Here is a 17,700-nt window from a genome sequence, read left to right on the forward strand (position 1 = left end):
CGGAGGCTTGTCGCGCAGTAGAGTTCTATCGGATTCTCAGGAGGTCAACGCCCCTGAGTCCACCGCTGTCTTGAGGGCCCTGGCGGCTTCTTTTGCCGCGACGGCGGCGGCGTCCGCGGTCTTGAACCAACGATCTTTTTCCACTTGGTGCGTTGTGATCGTGGTCAAGGGGGGCTTGGCACGCATTACGATAACTGCTTGGAATTCTCCGTCTACTTCCTTGGCTTCGCCATGGATAAAAAATTCGCCAATATCAAATTCCGTCACGTATAACCTTCCCTTCAAGGTAACTGCACTGATGAAACCTGACCCGCACGGGGCAAACTTCAATGGACGGGCCAGTATGGCAGTTGTTGAGGGGCGACGGCGCGGTAAAGTCATCCAGGTGACGAAACGATCCCGCCGTGCGGGGCGTGCAGGGCGGCCTCGAGGGTTTTTGCCAGTTCGCAGGCGCGGATATGATTGCTGCGAAAGCCTTTGATCCTGCCGCTGGTGACTTCCATAATATGAAAGAAGTTGCGCCCGGCCGGTACAACTTGATAAAGCACGGAGTTTGAGTACCCATCATGGCTGTGCAAGCAGTAGTATTGGCGCTCGTCTTGATAGGATGAGTGAGTGCTGGAAGACGTAGCGTTGTGTTGACGTCGTTGCATGGTCAGCTCCTGTCGATCGATCTGGTTGGCCCGCCAGCAGCGGAACGGGTGGTTTTGACCCGTGTTGCTGTTTTAATATTGTCGTCGGCGATCGGTACTCGGTTCCATTCCAGGTGTTTTGTTTTGTGCAGGTTGTCGGAAACTGCGCTTTTTAATTGGGTTATTCTCTGAAGCTGGTCGACCCGTCTTCTCGGGCTGTTAAACCTGTGATTTGCTGTGAAGATCGATGGCCTGCATAAGGCTCGTCGTGTATGCCTGTATTAGTCTTACGGCACCGCAGGGGCGTTTTTTCAGGGTTTTTAATCAATGCGTTGTGTCAGCGTGCCGGTATGGCCGCTTTTTTGTGCTGCCCGTTCCGGCGGACAGTGCTTTTTTTGATCTGGGGGCGTTTCCTTGGCAGTCAGTAATCTGGATATGCACGCGTTATTCGTGCTGGGTGATTTGCGCGCAAAGTTGGTCAAGCAGTTTCAATCCCGTTTTGTTTACATCACTGAACAGACACCGGAAGGCATCTATATCGCCGAGATCGATACTGAATCGGCATTGGTCGTGGATGACAAACAACGCCTTGAACTCAAGGTCGGTGATCATTTTCGTGCCGCGGTATTGCCCAGTCGCGAAGGTGGCAAGTTTGAATTGAAGTTCCGCGATATCAAGTTGACGGTGTATGGCTTGGGCGACTATGCCTTTGTTTCCTCGGCCGAAGGCCAGGGCATTGTGTTCAAGGAAGGTCACAGCGTGATGCTGGTGTTTGCCGCCAACGAACAATTGCAGGAAGGCTTGACCAAAACCCTCAAGGCCGTGACCGGCAAGGCCGCCAAGTGGCGCAAGGGTGAACTGGTGACCTTCAAGGCCAGCGAATAACCCGCTCGTACAGCAAACAGCCTTTATCTCCCGGAACCTCTACTACAGTTGAGTTGACTTAACTATTCAGAGGCTTCGCGCAGTGGCGGCCAAGCCGTCCGTTATTGCAGCGAACACGTGAGGTGCAAAGGCATGAAAGGATTGAGATCCCTGTTGGCGGCGTCCCTGGCGAGCCTGAGTCTGTCGGTGGCTTCGTTGCCGGTTTCGGCTGCACAGGCGCCTGTGCATTTCGCCGACCTGAACTGGGAAAGCGGCAGTCTGATCACCGAAGTGCTGCGCTATATCGTCGAGAAGGGCTATGACCTGCCCACCGACACCTTGCCCGGCACCACCATCACCCTGGAAACCGCCCTGGCGAAGAATGACATTCAGGTGATCGGCGAAGAATGGGCAGGCCGCAGTCCGGTGTGGGTCAAGGCCGAGGCCGAAGGCAAGGTGGCCGGGGTGGGCGATACGGTCAAGGGCGCCACCGAAGGCTGGTGGGTGCCGGAGTACGTGGTCAAGGGCGACCCTGCCAAAGGCCTTAAGCCCCTGGCGCCAGACCTCAAAAGTGTCGCGGACCTGGCGCGTTACAAGGACGTGTTCAAGGACCCCGAATCCCCAGGCAAAGGGCGCTTTCTCAACAGCCCCATTGGCTGGACCTCGGAAGTGGTCAACAAGCAGAAACTCAAGGCCTACGGCCTGGACGACAGCTATGTGAACTTCCGCAGTGGCTCGGGGGCGGCGTTGGATGCCGAGATAACTTCCTCGATTCGTCGCGGTAAGCCAGTGCTGTTCTATTACTGGTCGCCGACGCCCTTGATGGGGCGCTACAAGTTGATCCAGCTGGAGGAGCCGGCGTTCGACGCCGAGGCGTGGAAGACGCTGACGGATGCGGACAATCCCGATCCGAAGCCGACACGGTCTTTGGCGTCCAAGTTGAGTATCGGCGTGTCCACGCCGTTCCAGAAAGAACATCCGCAGATTGTCGGGTTCTTCGAGAAAGTCGAGTTCCCGATCGAGCCGCTGAACAAAGCCTTGGCGACCATGAGCGAGAATCACACCGCGCCACGCGACGTCGCGCTGGCGTTTCTCAAGGCGCATCCTGATGTGTGGAAGGCCTGGTTGACGGAGGATGTGGCGCAGAAAGTTGAAGCCAGCCTGAAATAGCGTCCCATCCTGCGGCAGAACGCGGGGCAAGAATGTGGAAGCGGGCTTGTCAGCGTGTGCCCGCTTTCACATTGGCTAGCATTCCAGGCTCAGAAGCGGGTTTGCACCGCCACTTCAAACGTGCGCGGCGACCCCAGGTAATACGCCGGCGACACATGGGCAAATTCGGCATACACCTCGTTGGTCAGGTTGCGCACGCGGCCGGTCACCGAGGTGTGGGCGTCCACCTTGTAGCGCAGGAATGTGCCGAACAGGGTGTAGGCCGGCACTGTCTGGGTGTTGGCGTTATCCGCATACACCTGGGCCACATACCGCGCATCCACGCCGCCTTGCCAATCCTCGGAAAAATCATAGGTCAGCCACAGGTTGCCGACGCGCTTGGGCACATTGGTCGGCGTATTGCCCTTGCGCGAGACCACCGCGCCGCTGGCGATTTTTTCGTTGAACTCGTCGTACTCGGCGTCCACCCAGGCGAAGTTGCCTTCGGCGAGTAGTCGCGGCGTGATGCGCAACGAACTGGCCAACTCAATGCCCTTGGACGACTGTGCGCCTACCGGGATGCTGTTGGTGGGGTCCAGCGGGTCGGTGACGGCAAAGTCCTTGCGCTCGATTTTGTAAGCCGCGACGGTGGCCGAACCGCGACCGTCCAGGTAATCGAATTTACTGCCCACCTCCCACTGTTTGCCGGTCGATACGTCGAATACCTGGGTGGTGGTACTCGGCTGTTCGGCGGCCGTGCTGTATTGCACGTACACGTTGGCCGTCGGGATGAACTGGTAGGTCAGGCCCGCGCGCCCGGTCACCGGCTCCCAACTGCGCGTGAAGTGCCGTGGACTGCTGGCGGTTATCGCGCCGTGGTTGGTGACATCCAGGTCGATGGCGTCGTAGCGCAGGCCCGTCAGCAATGTCAGTTTATCGGTCAGGCCCAGGCGATTTTCCACGAACAGCGCTTTGGTGGTGACCTCGTTGGTCTTGTCGCTGATAAAGCCCGGTCGGGTGCCTGGGATGTCGTAAAAGGACCCCGGGTCGTAATGGTCAGGATCGACCGTGCTGTTGCCCGCGGCTCTCAGCGGGCTATTGGTCGTGCTGTTGACCTTGTATTCGAAGCCGCCGGACCAGGTGGTGGCGAGGCCGACGAAGCGGTCGTCGTGGCGCAGCTCGAACTGGTTGCCATTCTGCTCACCCTGATGACGCACCTGGTACGCGGTCGAGCGGTTCACCGCGCTGTTGTCGGCGTTGTATTGGTAGGTCTCCAGGTTGCGGTAATCGCGCTGGCTGTCCAGGTGATACAGGGTGTTTTTCAGTGTAGTGCTGTCGTTGATCCGGTAGTCGATGATCGAACGCGCCCAGAGCGTGCGCTGTTCGTAACGACCGTCGGCGACGTTGTAATTGTTGAAACGGTTGTGTTTATCGATCTTCAGCTCGCCGGCCTTGGGGTTCAGCACCGGCGTGCCCCAGTACGGGCTGTCTTCATGTTCGTCCTGGTATTCCAGGGCCAGGGTATGGGACAGGTTGGGGGTAAGGTCGCTGAGCAGGGAAAACGCTACGCTCCAGGCGTCGCGCTGGTCGCGGTCGATGTAGCTGTGGTTGGTGTTGCGGCTGACGTCCAGGCGTGCGTAATGCTGCACGTCGGCGCTGGGGTCGGTCAGCGCGTGGTTCAGGCCGAATGCCATGCCGGCGGTGTCGTAGCTGCCGTAGGTCAGTTGGCCTTCGGCGGCCTGTTCTTCGCGGGTGGCCAGCTTGGTCACGTAGTTCAGCGAACCGCCCACGGAGCCGGCGCCGTTGATCAAGGACGAGGGGCCGCCGACCAGTTCCACCCGATCATAGATCCACGCATCCACCGGCCGGGCCAGGCCGGTGGCGACGTTGATGCCGTTGAACATCTGGGTGATCTGGCTGCTGGTAAACCCACGATACGAGACAAACCCCCCAAACCCCGGCGGTGCGCTGGCGTTGACACCGGGCAAGGTATTGGCTGCATCCCGGAACGTCTTGGCGCCATGGCGCTCGATGTCATTGCGGTTGGCGATCGCCACCGAGGCGGGCGTTTCGCGCACGCTCAACCCCAGCCGCGAGGCCACGCCGCTGGACTGGTCCAGGGCCAGGCCGGGTTCGTGGGAGGGTTCGCCATCGATGGTGGTCGGGGCCAGTTCGAGCGCCCAGGCACAGACTGGCAGGCAGCCGAACAGGCCTGCCAACAGAGGTAAATGTTTCATGCTTGAATCCTGAAAAACCTGCTTGAAAACAACGCACAGTCGCCCGTACTTCCTTACGGAAACGGTGTCAGTGCAGATCAGAAAGCGCGAGGATCAGGCGAGGGCGGGCGGCGCCCGTGGGTGGGCCGTGGGCCAGGTGAAGCGAGCAGGAATGTCAGCCGCCAGTACGATAGCCGGCGGCGGTGCGTGGGGTTGCGGCAACACCGCGACGTTGAGGCTGGAGTTCAGCGCCGGGCCCATGCCGCCGGTCGAGCACAGCGGGCAACCAAACGCCTTGGACAGCGTCGGCAGGCTTTCCTCGGCGGGGGTGGACGGCTTGGGCGCCTGGGTGCGTGGGTCGACGGTACAGAACTGCCCGCCGATGCCGTTGAGCTGCATGCCCACCATCTGCCCATGACCAATGCTGCACGCGAACACATTGAACAGGACGCTGCAGTAGAGCATCCAGGCAATGAGCGAGCGGTCGGCACGGGTGATTTTCATGGGGTGGCACTTTACCATCGGCCGCCGACGAAATGCCTGCAAAAAATCTCAGGGGGACTATCCTACTTCGCACAAATTCCGGGAGAGGCCGCCATGAGCTTTATCGTCGCACGATGGATCGTCGGTATTTTCACCTTTGTCAGCATGGTGCATTTGTACTGGGCCGCCGGTGGCAAGCTCGGCAGCCTCGCCGCCATCCCTCAACTTCCCGGCGAATTCGCCAGCGGCCCCCGCCTGGCGTTCAAGCCTTCGGCATTGGGCACCTTGCTGGTGGCGATGGGCCTGGTGGCAATTGCCTTGCTCGTTTGCCTGCGGGCCGGGCTGTATTTTTCGCCGGTGTCCCATGGCGCATTGCAATGGGGCATCAGCGCGATTGCCGTGATCATGTTTGCCAGGGCAATCGGCGATTCGGAGCTGGTGGGTTTTTTCAAAAAGGTCGGTGGTTCGCGGTTTGCACGGTGGGATACGTATTTTTATTCGCCGTTGTGCCTGTTGTTGGGCGCCGGGTTGTTGGTGGTGGCGTGGAGTTGATCGCCTGATCGCGCCGCGAGCGTTCACCCGCCTGCAGACCCGCTCCGTGGGGTTGGGCGCTTACCGATAGGCGTTGATCCTGCCCACCCGTCAGGCAGCGACCGTTATCCGGATCGTAGTAGCGGTGGCGATGGTAGTGCAGCCCGCTTTCCCGGTCGAAGTATTGACCTTGGGAGCGCAGCGGGTTTTCGATTTTTTCGACGTCCAATCGCGTAGTCCGGCCATCGGCGCGGTAGTGCGCGGACCACACGATTTCGCCGTCGGGGGTGGTGAGTTCCTGTGCGGTGCCAAGGTGATCCAGTTGGTAGTGGAAAGGCGTGGTGCGGTGTGGGCCGAAGCCTTCCAGCAGGGCCAGTGGGCGGACACTGTCGGGTTCGTAGACGTAGCTGCGATGCCGTTGCGCGTGGTGCTCGGCGATCAGTCTGTCGCCTTGCCAGAAAAACTCGGTGGTCGTGCCGGCGACGGTTTTGCTGATGCGGCGACCAAACGGGTCGTAGCGGTAGTGGACGGTTTGGCCGTTGGGGCGGGTGAGGCCGATCAGACGCTGCTGGCAGTCGTAGCGGTATTCGGTAACGACAGAGTGGGCCTGGCCACGCCGTTCGCGGATGAGATTGCCAAAGGCGTCATAGTCGTAGTGGCGGTCATCCTGGAGCGTCAGACGGTTACCCGCTGGCGTGTAGGTGAAACGTTCCTGTGCGGCCTGGGAATGATCGGCGCGGACCAGGCGGTTTAGCGTGTCGTAGTGGTAGCGGTGCTCGCCTTTGCGGGTGTCGAGCAAGTACCTGAGGTTGCCCGCTTTGTCATAGCTGTACTGGCGGCGGTAGCGAGTGCCTTCGATATCGCAGATGCCATGGTTGAACAGGCGTGCATGCTCATCGTATTGGTAACTGCTGAGCAGTTTGCCTTGGGCGCGTTGGTGTTCTCGGCCGGCGTCGAACAGGTGAGACGTCAACAGCGCGCCATTGAGTTCAACGGTCGCAAGGTGGCCGACCTTGTCATGGTTGAACCCTAGCTGGTTGTTGTCCGGCAGGCGCAGGTATTTGAGTCGGCCGCAGGCGTCGTAGCCATAACGGAGTGTGCCCCAGCCCTGGTGTTCGGCGATCAGGCGGTTTTGCGGGTCGTATTCGTAGGTAAGGGGGCGGTAGCCGTCGTCGACGCTGAGGAGGTTGCCCTGGCGGTCGTAGGTATATTCAACAATGCCGCCATCGGGCAGGGTTTTCCTGACCAACCGGCCGGCGTGATCTCGCCGGTAACGGGTGACGAGCTGACTGCCGTCGGTGCCGTGTGCGGTTTTTTCCAGCAGCTTACCGTTGAGGTCGTAGGCATAGGCGGTGCGTCGGCCGTCGAAGTCGATTTCCTGCTGGAGCAGGCCGTTGGGGTGATAGTCGAAGCGGTAGATTTCGCCGACTTCGTTTTCGATTTCGGCGAGCAACAATCGCACGTGGTCGTAGCGGTAGTTGACCTGGGTGCCGTCCGCATTGATGCGCCGGCTGATCAGGGGCAGACCGTCGGTGTATTCGTAGCGAGTGACGTGCCCCAGTTCATCGCGTTCGGCGGTGATTCTTCCGTAGGGGTTGTAGCTGTATTCCCGCGTGCCACCGCCGGGCATGACCACACGAACCAATCGTCCGACACCGTCCCACTGGTACTGGGTCGCCACCCCATGCTTGTCCTCTTGCGCCACCCTCCGACCGAGATCGTCATAGCGATAGCGCTTCACACTGCCGTTTGGCCAGTGTTCTTCAAGCAACTGCCCACGCTCATTCCACCACCGCCGCAGGCAGCTATGGTCGGGAAACCAAACCCCGATCAGTTGGCCATACTGGTTGTAGCTATAGTCGGTAACGTTGCCATCGGGGTCGGTCTGACGAATGACATTGCCTTGGTCGTTATGCGCGTAGTTCCAAACTGCCTGGCCACGACGTACAACTCTTAAGAATCCATTGTCATACTCGTAGGACGTTGGCTCATCTTCCCCCGGAAAAAACGCGACCAAGCATCCAGCGTCGTCGTACTGATACGCCGTTACCGCGCCGAGGGGGTCTTGCTCGACCGTGAGACGGCCCTTGTCGTCATAGGATCTGAAATGCTTGGCGCCATCCGGACCCACCCGCTGCACCCGCCGTGCCTGCGGGGCATGAACATAGGTTTCCTGGCTCCCATCGGCGTTGTGAAGGGTCACGCTGCCGTCGTCCCCCCAGGCATACCGCGTGTCGATCTGCAAGAAACTCGCCCAATGTCGGACACATCGCGCCGCCTTGCCAGCCCGTTCCCAAGCCCAAAAGAAGCGCGCGCCGCCGGCCAACTGGCGTTCAAGGATCAAGTGTTGCTCGTCGTACCGATAGGTCTCGCTTTCCCCTACGGCATTGGTCGCCGAAACCAGTCTTCCAATGTCGTCATAGGTGTAGGAAACCACGGTCTGTTCGGTCATCCAATCCCCGGCCGCACGGCCCTCGGGCCGCTGAACCTGGTAATCGAGGGCCACCAAGCGGCCGCGCTCATAACGGAAAAACAGCGAGCGACCGACACCGTTATCCAGGCGTTCAATGTGCCCCAACACATCGCGGACAATTCGCAGCCGGTTGCCGTAGGCATCGCTGATCGCGGTCAGCACACCGTGGCAGAAGTGGTAGAAGCGCGATGCCTGGCACAGCACCAGCTCATCCGGCCGCGCCCCCCGGTAGATCGCGGCGTCGGCCTGGCGATTGCCGGTTGTCGGTCGCGTCTCGGTCGGCAAGGGCAGGGCGGTCGATCGGTGCTCATGCTCGATCCACATCGCCGAGGCGTCCGTCAGCGTCAGCCGATGCGCCAGCGAGTGGCTCCAGCCAACCCCCAATCCGCAGTCCACATCCACCGCACGGGGGTGGTAGCACCGCGTCCATTCGAACGGCAGGAGCCCGTCCAGTGCGGCATCGGTCAGCCTCAGCGAATCCAGTGCGCCATACCCGGCGTTGACCTGCTGGGGATACTCGGCCCGGCGTTGATGCACGCCATCCAGCTCAGGTGTGATAAAGGCAATGTGGGAAGCGTTAGTCATCCGTGACGTCTCGGCAAAGGGTAAGACGTCGGAGTCTGCCGCTGAAAAAAGACGCTGGACGAACGGCTGGAAAAATCAGAAGGGGCTGACACGCCCAGGGAAAATCCCGCGAAAAAGCAATTGAAAGGGCTACCCAAAAAGTCGATCCGACCGATTGCGAGACCGCCCGTCATTGTTCGCGCAAATAAAACCACTTGTCTTGCCGCCCGGTTTCCAGATATCGGCCGGCGAGTTGAGCCCGCGTTGTGGCGATCCTTCAATCCGTGCGATAAGGCAATTTAGTGGCCCCTTTGTAACAAAATTCTCGCCAGAATCGCTTTTATTTTCAGCTGGTTAGGTGAGGAAGCAAATGCGCAATGTAGGAATCATGCTGATCGCCTGTTCCCTGGCCGGCGGCGCGGCTGCCGTACAGGCACGGGAGTTGCGCGAGGGCGACAAGTACATGTGCAGTTGGGGCGCGGGTACGGCCGCCAGGGCACAGGAACTCAAGCTGTCGGGCGTTTCACTGTATGCCGCGCGGCAGAAGATCCAGACCATCAAGTTCAACAAGTCATGGATGCGGATGATGGCCATGGGCATCACCGAGCAGACCTATGACAGCCGTTCACGGCTCAAGCCCGAGGCGATTCGCCAGAGTTTCTATCAGGATTGCGTGCGCTACAAAGTGGCGCGCAAATAAGGCGCTTCTTGCTGGTCGAGCAGCGCGGTTTACAAATCCACGACAATCTCAGTGTTTCTATTTGCATACAATTGCCCCCGTCATTGAGGAGACTGGTATGCAAACGCTTTTTCCCGGGGCGACGTCGGATGATGTCGCCGCGCTGTTCCTGATCGCCGACGTTCGCTGCCAGAAGAGCAGGGCGCATTAAAATGATGACCCCTCCGGAGCCCCGGTCGCCCGACAGCTTGCGCTACTTCGCAGTCGCGGTGTTGTGCGTTGCGGTGTTGCTGGGGATCTATTTTGTACAACTCAATGCCAAAGTCGACCGCCAGCGTGAACAGACCGTCGAGTACCTGGCTCTCTGCAGGCAAGTGGAGCGCGTGGCCAGTGCCGCGTCGGCAAACAGGATTGAACTTAGCGATACGTGCAAACAGTTGAGCGGACAGTCATCGAAAAGTCTGACGCCGAAATCGATTGATAACCCTTCTTTATAAAGGGAAATAGTACTTAAAAGTCACGATGGTATTTGCACCAAAAAGTGGCACCTATATACCTCCCTACCTTGATAAATGTGTGGTTATTGAAGGACTTACGATTGTTTTATTCCGACGAAAGGATTAAAACCATCTTGTTGCGGAATTAGGCAATCGGTACTATAGCCGGGCGTTCACCTCCCACGGTTTATGCATTTTTTAAATCCCAAGTTTCCATCAGCTACTTGGGATTTTTTTTGCCTGGGATTTGTTGTCGGCATCAACAAGCTCCGCGCGCATCCGACCATTGTGCTTGGCTTGGTACAGCAACTCGTCGATGTTCTCGACAAACTCGAGCATCACACTGTTCCATCCAACTCGCTGGATGAGATTACCGATTTCGGTGGCGAGCAAGTCGATAACCTGCCTGAGCACATTCGAGTGAAGCGCCCTGACGCAGAATCTGCACAGGTCGCCGGACAGAGCGCGGAACTACAGGCGTCGCAGAAAGGATTTGACGATGTGCCGGGTGGTATCGGTAGTGTCCAGCTCGTCCATCGCACCGTAGGCGTGCCAGCGGCAATCGATGATTTCGTTGCACGGCCGTGCTTGCGCGATGTTCACCACCGACGCCTCGAACACATGGTGCAGCGTGTCGCGCGCCTTCAATTCCTGCAGGTACAGCAGTCCGTCGACGTTCAACCCGGTTTCTTCTTCCAGCTCCCGTTCGGCGGCGCCGACCGGGCGCTCATCGCGTTCGACCTTGCCGCCCGGCAACGCCCATTTCGATCTGGCTTTGCGCACGAAGAGGATATGCCCCTCGTGTTCGCAAATCACCGTTGCGCGTATTTTCATCGTCTGTGCCCCGCAGCGAGATGTCTGTCATAAAAGTGTAATGCAAATGTCATGCTGGATGGTGGTGGCGTATCTGCGTGAGGATATAGATACTGGTCGATTGACGACAACGCACGAGGGGAGCAGATGAAGACGGTACGTTGGGGCATGATCGGCTGTGGCAGCGTCACTGAGTTAAAGAGTGGACCTGCTTTCTACAAAGCGCCAGGTTCGGCCCTGGTGGCCGTGATGGGGCGCCGCGAAGAGGCTGTGCGCGATTATGCGGCACGCCACGGCATTGGCCGTTTCTATACCGACGCCCAGGCACTGATCAACGACCCTGAGGTGGACGCGGTGTACATCGCTACACCGCCCGACAGCCACCTCGAATACAGCCTGATGGTCGCGGCCGCCGGCAAGCACTGTTGTGTCGAAAAACCCATGGCGCTGAATGCCGAGCAGGGCGCATTGATGCAGCGCACTTTCGAACGTGCCGGGCTGCATTTGTTTGTGTCCTACTATCGCCGCTCGCTGCCGCGCTTCCAGCAAGTGCGCGACTGGTTGCGCGATGGACGCATCGGCCAACTGCGTCACCTGACCTGGTCCCTGTGCAAGCCGCCAGCCATCGAAGACACCAGTGCCGCCAACTGGCGCACCGACCCGGCCATTGCCGGCGGCGGCTACTTTGCCGACCTGGCCAGCCACGGCTTTGATCTGTTCCAGTACCTGGCCGGCGACATTGTCGAGGTTGCCGGGTTTAGCGCGCGACAGGCCGGACAGTATGCGGCGGAAGACGCGGTGACCGCCTGCTGGACTTTCAGCTCCGGCGCGCTGGGCATGGGCTGCTGGAACTTTGTCGCGGACCGCCATGAAGATCGCGTCGAGCTGATCGGCACCCTGGGGCGGATCACGTTTGCGGTGTTCGACGACCAGCCGTTGCGGCTTGAAGGGGCGGTCGCCGAAGTGCTGGAGGTGCCTTGCCACACGCATATCCAGTGGCACCATGTGCTGGGCATGAATGCCCATATTCGCGGCGAAGCCGAGCACCCCTCACTGGCGATTGAGGCATTGAAGACCGACCGGATTCTGGACAAGGTGCTGCAACGCAATCCCTATCATCCTGAGTAGTTTTCCTGGCGCCGGCGTTGCATTCACCACTTTCGCCGGACCCTGGCCTGCACTCACAATGCGGGCTTATTTTTTTCAAGGAACAGACGGATGAAATACAAGGCAGCCTGGCTGGCCGTGGGGTGGGTACTGGCAAGCATGGCGACGCAGGCGGCGCCACGCGAGCAACGGCCGGCGGGGGACTTTGATTTTTATGTGCTGTCGCTGTCGTGGTCGCCAACGTTCTGCCTGGCGCACCCGAACAACGAGCAATGCAGCGGCAAAGGCTACGGGTTTGTATTGCATGGGCTATGGCCGCAATACGCGCGGGGTGGCTGGCCGGCGTCGTGCGATACGCAGTCGCGGCTGTCGGCGGATGAGCTGGCCAAAGGCGCGTTGATATTCCCGACGCAGGCACTGCTCAAGCATGAATGGTCCAAACATGGCACCTGCAGCGGCCTGGAAGCCACGCGTTACCTGCAGGCCACCGATGCGGCCTTGGCCACGGTGCAGATCCCACAGCAATTGCAGCCATTCAACGTGCCGGGTCACTTGGAGGCACGGGAGATCGAGGCGCTCTTTCGCGAGAGTAACCCGGCCATGGGCAACCATGGCGTGGCGGTGATCTGCAAGGGCAAGGTGCTGTCCGAAGTGCGCGTGTGCCTGAGCAAGGAACTGCGTTTTGCCGGCTGCCCCAAGAGTGTGAAAACCCAGTGCCGGGACGGTGATATCCGCATTCCGGTTCAGCGCTGATCGAGCGCCTGGAGCGAGTGCAATGCGATGGCCGCCGGGGCCTCGGTTGACGTCGACACCCCGACGCGGCCCGCCAGGTAACGCGCTGGCGGCTGGCCCACGGCCTTGCGGAACATGGTGATAAAACCGCTGGCATTTTCATAGCCCAAGTCCAGGGCGACCCGCTGCACACTTTCGCCCCTGGCCAGTCGTTGCAACGACAGGATCACATGCAACTGCCGACGCCAGCGGCCGAAGCTCAGGCCAGACTCCTCTAGCAACAAGCGCGTCATGCTGCGCTCGCTCATGCCGATGCGCGCCGCCCATTGGCCGAGCGTGGCCTTGTCGCCGGGGTTGGCCAGCAGGCTGTCGGCCAGGCGACGCAGCCTCGGGTCCTGGGGCATCGGCAGGTGCAGGCCTTCGATGGGCGCCTGGGCCAGCTCGTCCAAAAGCGTGTCGATCAAACGCCCCTGCGCACTGTTCACGTCGTACAACTGCGGGAAGCTCACCGCCTTGCTGATCAACTCATGCAACAGGCCGGATACCGACAGGGTGCAGCATTGCGAGGGCAGGGCGCCGGCAGCGTCCGGGTCGATCAGCAGGCAATACAACTCAGCTTCGCCGGCGCCACGCGCGGCGTGGGGCATGCCGCCGGGAATCCACAGCGCACACTGGCGCGGCACAATCCAGATGCCGGCCTCGATTTCGCAATGAATCACCCCGCGCAGCGTGTACATCAACTGGCCTTTGCGGTGGGTGTGCTGAACATGCTCCCAACGCTCGGACGTACTGGTCGCGCTCACGGCCACCACCGCACGCGGGACCAGATCGGCATCCTTGGCTAACAACGGATCATGCAGGTCCAGGCGATGGCGTTTCATGGTGAGCTCGCAGCTTGGCTGAATTGCGAAACATTCTGGCTATTCTGTGCAATGCCGTCCAGCTTCGTCAGCCTTATAGTGAGATTCTCTCTCATTAAGGAACTCTGCCATGCGACTCGACAGTTCAGCATTTCCCGTGGTGAAGATCGTTTTTGATGCGCCGAATGAAGGCGGGTCGCAGGACAGCTTCGTGATGTTCGAAGGCCTGCTGGCACGTCAGCAATCTTTTGTGTTGCTGTATGAAAAAACCTTGGACGAACTGAATCACGCGCACTCCTACGAAGAGCGCGAGCACGCCTCGCACTGGATGAAGACACACCGGCAGGCCCTGCGTGCGTATGTCAAAGGCATGATCCAGGTGGAGCCCTGCGCGGCCAAGCGCCGGGCACTCAAGCCGTTCGCCGCGACGTTTGGCAATGCCTGGGGTTATCCGCTGCTGATGGTGGCGTCCAATGACCAGGCGTGGGCGCTGGCGCGGGATGTGCTGGATGAGCAGGTGTCGGATGTAACGTATTTCTAAGCGATGCACCGCCTCCCGCCAGTGGGACTGCCGAGCGCATTGAAGTATCCTCCGCGCCCCGCTTACCACTGATTCAAAGAACGATGACAGGACAAGACATGCAGGCGCTGTTGGAGTCGATTCTCGACGAAGTTCGTCCACTGATCGGCCTCGGCAACGTCGCCGACTACATTCCCGCGCTGGCCGACGTACCCGCCGATCAACTGGGGATCGCCGTGTACGGCAACGACGGCGCAGCCTACTGCGCCGGGGATGCCGATACCCTGTTCTCGGTGCAGAGTATTTCCAAGGTGTTCAGCCTGGTGCAAGCCATCGACCACGGCGGCGAAACCATCTGGGAGCGCCTCGGCCACGAGCCCTCGGGGCAACCGTTCAACTCCCTGGTGCAGCTGGAATTCGAACGCGGCCGCCCGCGCAACCCCTTTATCAATGCCGGCGCGCTGGTGATCTGCGATATCAACCAGTCACGCTTTGCCGTGCCGATTCTGTCGATGCGCGACTTTGTGCGGCGCCTGTCGGGCAACCCGCAGATCCTGGTCAATAGCGTCGTCGCCGAATCGGAAGCACAACACGGCGCGCGCAACGCGGCCATGGCCTACCTGATGAAGTCGTTCGGCAACTTCCATAACGACGTCGACGCGGTGCTCCACAGCTACTTCAACTACTGCGCGTTGCAGATGAGCTGCCTGGACCTGGCCAGGGCGTTCAGTTTCCTGGCCAACGAGGGGGTGAGTGCCCACAGCGGCGAGCAGATCCTGACCGCGCGCCAGACCAAGCAGGTCAACTCGATCATGGCCACCAGCGGGCTGTATGACGAGGCGGGGAACTTCGCCTATCGCGTGGGTTTGCCGGGCAAGAGCGGGGTCGGCGGCGGCATTGTCGCGGTGGTACCGGGGCAGTTCACGGTGTGCGTGTGGTCGCCGGAGTTGAACGCGGCGGGGAATTCGCTGGCGGGGATCAAGGCGTTGGAATTGTTGAGTGAGCGGATTGGGTGGTCGGTGTTTTGAGGCCGCTCCCGTGTGTGCAGGAAGCATCACGAATCCACATGTGGGAGGGGGCTTGCCCCCGATTACAGTGTGTCAGTCAATACAGCTGTGACTGATCTACCGCTATCGGGGGCAAGCCCCCTCCCACATTTTGGTTCGGTCTGCTATCGCCTGTCAGGCAATCGCATCCCAGGCCCGATCGCCGTGCTCGTCTTTGATCCGAGTCGGCAGGCCCATCACGTCCAGCGCTTTCAGGAACGGCTCGGCCGGCAGTTCCTCGACGTTGGCCATGCGCTTCACATCCCACTCACCACGCGCTACCAGCAGCGCAGCGGCGACCGGCGGCACGCCGGCGGTGTAGGAGATGCCCTGGCTGTCGGTCTCGGCGTAGGCTTCTTCATGATCGGCCACGTTGTAAATGAACACCTCGCGCGGCTGGCCGTCCTTGGTGCCTTTGACCAGGTCGCCGATGCAGGTCTTGCCGGTGTAGCCGGGGGCGAGCGAAGACGGGTCGGGCAGCACGGCCTTGACCACTTTCAACGGCACCACTTGCAGGCCTTCGGCGGTGGTGACCGGCTTTTCGGAGAGCAGGCCGAGGCTGTTCAGCACGGTGAACACGTTGATGTAATGCTCGCCGAAGCTCATCCAGAAACGCACGTTGGGCACGTCGAGGTTTTTCGACAGCGAGTGAACTTCATCGTGGCCGGTCAGGTACAGGTTCTGCGAACCGACCACAGGCAGGTCGTCGGTGCGTTTGACTTCGAACATGGTGTTGCTGGTCCACTGGCTGTTCTGCCAGCTCCACACCTGTCCGGTGAATTCGCGGAAGTTGATTTCCGGGTCGAAATTGGTGGCGAAGTATTTGCCATGGGAGCCGGCATTGACGTCGAGAATGTCGATCGAATCAATGCGGTCGAAATGCTGTTGCTGCGCCAGCGCGGCATACGCGTTGACGACACCCGGGTCGAAGCCCACGCCAAGGATGGCGGTGATGTTCTTCTGTTTGCACTCTTCCAGGTGGTTCCATTCGTAGTTGCCGTACCACGGCGGGGTCTCGCAGATTTTGCCCGGCTCTTCGTGGATGGCGGTGTCGAGGTAAGCCACGCCGGTATCGATGCAGGCACGCAGCACCGACATGTTGAGGAAGGCGGAGCCGACGTTGATGACGATCTGCGATTGTGTCTCGCGGATCAGGGCCTTGGTCGCTTCCACGTCCAGGGCGTTCAGCGCGAAGGCTTGGATGTCGGCGGGTACTTTGAGGCTACCCTTGGCCTTGACGCTGTCGATGATGGCCTGGCATTTGGAGATGTTGCGCGACGCAATAGCAATACGACCGAGTTCGTCGTTGTGCTGCGCACACTTGTGGGCCACCACCTTGGCGACACCTCCTGCACCAATGATAAGAACGTTCTTTTTCAATTGCTTTATCTCTCCTTTATCCGCCAGCTTACGAAAGGCTGGACAGGTAGTCGTCGTAACCAAATTCACGAACCACCTCGACTGTACCGTCGAGTTGTTTCACTACGATGGACGGCATTTTCAGGCCGTTGAACCAGTTTTTCTTGACCATGGTGTAGCCCGCGGTGTCGATGAACGACAGCCGATCGCCGATGGCCAACGGACGATCAAATTGATACTCGCCGAAAATGTCCCCGGCCAGGCAGGATTTGCCGCACACCATGTAGGTGTGTTCACCCGTGCTCGGCGCCAGCTTGGCATTGAGGCGGTAGATCAGCAGGTCCAGCAGGTGGGCTTCGATGGAACTGTCGACCACGGCCAGGTGTTTGCCGTTGTACAGCGTGTCGAGCACGGTGACTTCCAGCGAGGCGCTGTTGGTGATCGCCGCTTCGCCGGGTTCCAGGTACACCTGCACGCCGTACTTCTCGGAGAACGCCTTCAAGCGCGCACAGAATGCGTCCACGGCGTAGTCTTCACCGGTGAAATGGATGCCGCCGCCGAGGCTGACCCACTCGACCTTGTGCAGCAGCGCGCCGAAGCGTTCTTCGATGGTGCCGAGCATCTTGTCGAACAGGCTGAAGTCGTCGTTTTCGCAGTTGTTGTGGAACATGAAACCGGAGATCTGCTCGATCACGCCTTCGATCTTCACCGGGTCCCATTCGCCCAGGCGGCTGAACGGACGCGCCGGGTCGGCCAGCAGGTAATCCGAACTGCTCACCTGCGGGTTGACGCGCAGGCCGCGGGTCTTGCCTTCGCTACGTTCGGCAAAACGCTGCAGTTGGCTGATGGAGTTGAAGATGATCTTGTCGCAGTTTTCCAGCATCTCTTCGATTTCATCGTCGGCCCAGGCCACGCTGTAGGCGTGCGCCTCGCCTTGGAATTTCTGGCGACCGAGCTTCAATTCATACAACGACGACGACGTGGTGCCGTCCATGTATTGCTGCATCAGGTCAAACACCGACCAGGTGGCAAAGCACTTGAGCGCCAGCAACGCCTTGGCGCCGGACTGTTCGCGCACGTAAGCAATCTTCTGCATGTTGATCAGAAGTTTCTGTTTATCGATGAGGTAGTACGGCGTTTTGATCATTTTTGAGAGCCTGCGGCGGTGCCTGCCA

Annotated in this window: 19 protein-coding genes; 9 read left to right on the top strand and 10 right to left on the bottom strand. The window is 59.8% G+C overall.

Features of this window, described 5'->3' with window-relative positions; translation table 11 throughout:
• Window positions 1-36: 36 nt before the first annotated feature.
• Together MOQ67_RS14435 and MOQ67_RS14440 are read right to left on the bottom strand one after the other, a co-directional pair.
• Window positions 37-267, bottom strand: coding sequence for a hypothetical protein (locus MOQ67_RS14435; RefSeq protein ID WP_198717821.1), 231 nt, complete (start codon window positions 265-267; stop codon window positions 37-39).
• 110 nt (window positions 268-377) lie between these two features.
• Complete coding sequence (locus MOQ67_RS14440) at window positions 378-653, bottom strand: hypothetical protein (RefSeq protein ID WP_082118780.1); 276 nt, start codon at window positions 651-653, stop codon at window positions 378-380.
• A 414-nt stretch (window positions 654-1,067) separates the two neighbouring features.
• Between MOQ67_RS14440 and MOQ67_RS14445 the strand changes: the two genes are divergently transcribed.
• The gene (locus MOQ67_RS14445; RefSeq protein ID WP_017846547.1) at window positions 1,068-1,517 is read left to right on the top strand and encodes a hypothetical protein; all 450 of its coding nucleotides are present in this window, start codon (window positions 1,068-1,070) and stop codon (window positions 1,515-1,517) included.
• A 132-nt stretch (window positions 1,518-1,649) separates the two neighbouring features.
• Window positions 1,650-2,666: an ABC transporter substrate-binding protein gene (locus MOQ67_RS14450; RefSeq protein WP_046383697.1), complete on the top strand. Its 1,017-nt coding sequence runs from the start codon at window positions 1,650-1,652 to the stop codon at window positions 2,664-2,666.
• An 89-nt stretch (window positions 2,667-2,755) separates the two neighbouring features.
• On the opposite strand, the gene MOQ67_RS14455 is transcribed toward MOQ67_RS14450, so the two are convergent.
• Together MOQ67_RS14455 and MOQ67_RS14460 are read right to left on the bottom strand one after the other, a co-directional pair.
• Window positions 2,756-4,882: a TonB-dependent receptor gene (locus MOQ67_RS14455; protein WP_198717820.1), complete on the bottom strand. Its 2,127-nt coding sequence runs from the start codon at window positions 4,880-4,882 to the stop codon at window positions 2,756-2,758.
• A 93-nt stretch (window positions 4,883-4,975) separates the two neighbouring features.
• Window positions 4,976-5,365, bottom strand: coding sequence for a DUF2946 domain-containing protein (locus MOQ67_RS14460; RefSeq protein ID WP_193040010.1), 390 nt, complete (start codon window positions 5,363-5,365; stop codon window positions 4,976-4,978).
• Window positions 5,366-5,458: 93 nt separating this feature from the next.
• On the opposite strand from MOQ67_RS14460, the gene MOQ67_RS14465 reads away from it, so the two are divergent.
• Window positions 5,459-5,896, top strand: a complete 438-nt coding sequence (locus MOQ67_RS14465) for a DUF3995 domain-containing protein (protein ID WP_046383694.1) — start codon at window positions 5,459-5,461, stop codon at window positions 5,894-5,896.
• Here the strand turns inward: MOQ67_RS14465 and MOQ67_RS14470 are convergent.
• Entirely contained in the window at window positions 5,793-8,933 is a 3,141-nt protein-coding gene (locus tag MOQ67_RS14470; RefSeq protein WP_198717819.1) for a DUF6531 domain-containing protein, read from the bottom strand. The genes MOQ67_RS14465 and MOQ67_RS14470 overlap by 104 nt on opposite strands.
• Before the next feature lie 349 nt (window positions 8,934-9,282).
• Between MOQ67_RS14470 and MOQ67_RS14475 the strand changes: the two genes are divergently transcribed.
• Window positions 9,283-9,612, top strand: a complete 330-nt coding sequence (locus MOQ67_RS14475) for a hypothetical protein (RefSeq protein WP_026139966.1) — start codon at window positions 9,283-9,285, stop codon at window positions 9,610-9,612.
• A 191-nt stretch (window positions 9,613-9,803) separates the two neighbouring features.
• A complete protein-coding gene (locus MOQ67_RS14480; RefSeq protein ID WP_102617591.1) occupies window positions 9,804-10,088 on the top strand; it encodes a hypothetical protein in 285 nt (94 codons plus the stop codon).
• 216 nt (window positions 10,089-10,304) lie between these two features.
• Here the strand turns inward: MOQ67_RS14480 and MOQ67_RS14485 are convergent, their stop codons facing one another.
• Together MOQ67_RS14485 and MOQ67_RS14490 are read right to left on the bottom strand one after the other, a co-directional pair.
• Entirely contained in the window at window positions 10,305-10,481 is a 177-nt protein-coding gene (locus MOQ67_RS14485) for a hypothetical protein (protein WP_156179961.1), read from the bottom strand.
• Window positions 10,482-10,559: 78 nt separating this feature from the next.
• The gene (locus MOQ67_RS14490; protein WP_017846540.1) at window positions 10,560-10,922 is read right to left on the bottom strand and encodes an NUDIX hydrolase; all 363 of its coding nucleotides are present in this window, start codon (window positions 10,920-10,922) and stop codon (window positions 10,560-10,562) included.
• 126 nt (window positions 10,923-11,048) lie between these two features.
• Here MOQ67_RS14490 and MOQ67_RS14495 point away from each other — a divergent pair, with 126 nt between their 5' ends.
• Window positions 11,049-12,029: a Gfo/Idh/MocA family protein gene (locus tag MOQ67_RS14495; protein ID WP_046484474.1), complete on the top strand. Its 981-nt coding sequence runs from the start codon at window positions 11,049-11,051 to the stop codon at window positions 12,027-12,029.
• Between the two features lie 90 nt (window positions 12,030-12,119).
• Window positions 12,120-12,761 (top strand): ribonuclease T2 family protein, encoded by a 642-nt coding sequence (locus tag MOQ67_RS14500; protein ID WP_017846538.1) that lies wholly within the window; start codon window positions 12,120-12,122, stop codon window positions 12,759-12,761.
• Here the strand turns inward: MOQ67_RS14500 and MOQ67_RS14505 are convergent.
• The gene (locus MOQ67_RS14505; RefSeq protein ID WP_198717818.1) at window positions 12,752-13,621 is read right to left on the bottom strand and encodes an AraC family transcriptional regulator; all 870 of its coding nucleotides are present in this window, start codon (window positions 13,619-13,621) and stop codon (window positions 12,752-12,754) included. The genes MOQ67_RS14500 and MOQ67_RS14505 overlap by 10 nt on opposite strands.
• A 109-nt stretch (window positions 13,622-13,730) precedes the next feature.
• Here MOQ67_RS14505 and MOQ67_RS14510 point away from each other — a divergent pair, with 109 nt between their 5' ends.
• On the top strand, window positions 13,731-14,141 hold the full coding sequence (locus MOQ67_RS14510) for a hypothetical protein (protein WP_198717817.1): 411 nt from the start codon (window positions 13,731-13,733) through the stop codon (window positions 14,139-14,141).
• Between the two features lie 98 nt (window positions 14,142-14,239).
• Complete coding sequence (glsB, locus tag MOQ67_RS14515; protein WP_017846535.1) at window positions 14,240-15,148, top strand: glutaminase B; 909 nt, start codon at window positions 14,240-14,242, stop codon at window positions 15,146-15,148.
• 153 nt (window positions 15,149-15,301) lie between these two features.
• Here glsB and MOQ67_RS14520 read toward each other — a convergent pair whose 3' ends face one another.
• Window positions 15,302-16,546 (bottom strand): saccharopine dehydrogenase family protein, encoded by a 1,245-nt coding sequence (locus MOQ67_RS14520; RefSeq protein WP_017846534.1) that lies wholly within the window; start codon window positions 16,544-16,546, stop codon window positions 15,302-15,304.
• A 28-nt stretch (window positions 16,547-16,574) separates the two neighbouring features.
• Window positions 16,575-17,672: a carboxynorspermidine decarboxylase gene (locus MOQ67_RS14525; RefSeq protein WP_079444044.1), complete on the bottom strand. Its 1,098-nt coding sequence runs from the start codon at window positions 17,670-17,672 to the stop codon at window positions 16,575-16,577.
• Between the last annotated feature and the right edge of the window lie 28 nt (window positions 17,673-17,700).

The sequence above is a fragment of the Pseudomonas sp. LY-1 genome, assembly GCF_053502595.1.